Source organism: Enterobacter sp. Lyrl_3 (assembly GCF_051948675.1).
Lineage (GTDB): Bacteria > Pseudomonadota > Gammaproteobacteria > Enterobacterales > Enterobacteriaceae > Enterobacter > Enterobacter cloacae.
Genome location: NZ_JAYJLI010000063.1, coordinates 1 through 771, shown reverse-complemented (window position 1 = coordinate 771; position 771 = coordinate 1). Strand labels below are relative to the sequence as shown.

Annotated in this window: 1 pseudogene; it reads left to right on the top strand. The window is 50.8% G+C overall.

Features of this window, described 5'->3' with window-relative positions:
- A pseudogene (locus VF709_RS24900) lies at positions 1-761 on the top strand (hypothetical protein); the annotation flags it as partial.
- Between the last annotated feature and the right edge of the window lie 10 nt (positions 762-771).

Genomic DNA, 771 nt, shown 5'->3' with positions numbered 1-771 from the left:
CATCAGCGACGAAGGATACTGGCACCTCCAATGGCAATGTTATCCAGGTAGGTGGATTTGGCATCGGTGCTGATTCGTCTTTGGCTTCTCAGCTGGCAAGCCTGACCGATGGTTACCGTGCCGGGCTTTATCGTATGCGCGGTGATGGAGCTCCACCATCAACCATCGGTGCACCAGTTGGAAGTGGAAACTCTATTATCGGTTTGGTCTCTGTTCCTGTTTATTCGACGGCCGGTTTTGGTCTCGCCTTTAACCGGGATAATTTATGGACAGGTGTATTTGATCCAGCAAATCCCAGCGGGGCGACGTGGAAAAAATGGTGGGGTGAGTCAAACACCACCGTTGACACGAACGGCTTTATCAAACGGGCCTCTCCTGTAGTTAAGCTGTTCGGAACTGGTGAGATTGAGTGTAACGATGAAGCTGAAGGGGTTACTGCGTCGAGAGAGATGGAGGGCGTTTATCGTGTCATGGGGAGCTGCGGCCTTAGCCTTGAAGGATGGACAGTCGAGATCCCCCAGGATATCAACGGCAACTTTCTGTGTTTCGTTGATATTACGACCGAAGATGATGGTGTGCTGACTGTTTCAGTCTTTCGTCGCCGTTTTGATGTGGAAACCGCGATGATTACTGCCGGTGACCCGATGGATATTCCTGGTGGTCGCTGGATAGATCTCCGACTGCAAATGCCCGCTGATTCTTTGTACAACACAAAAACACGCGCAGACGAACCACCGTTTGAACACCAGAGCAATGAATAAAGGTCGGTTT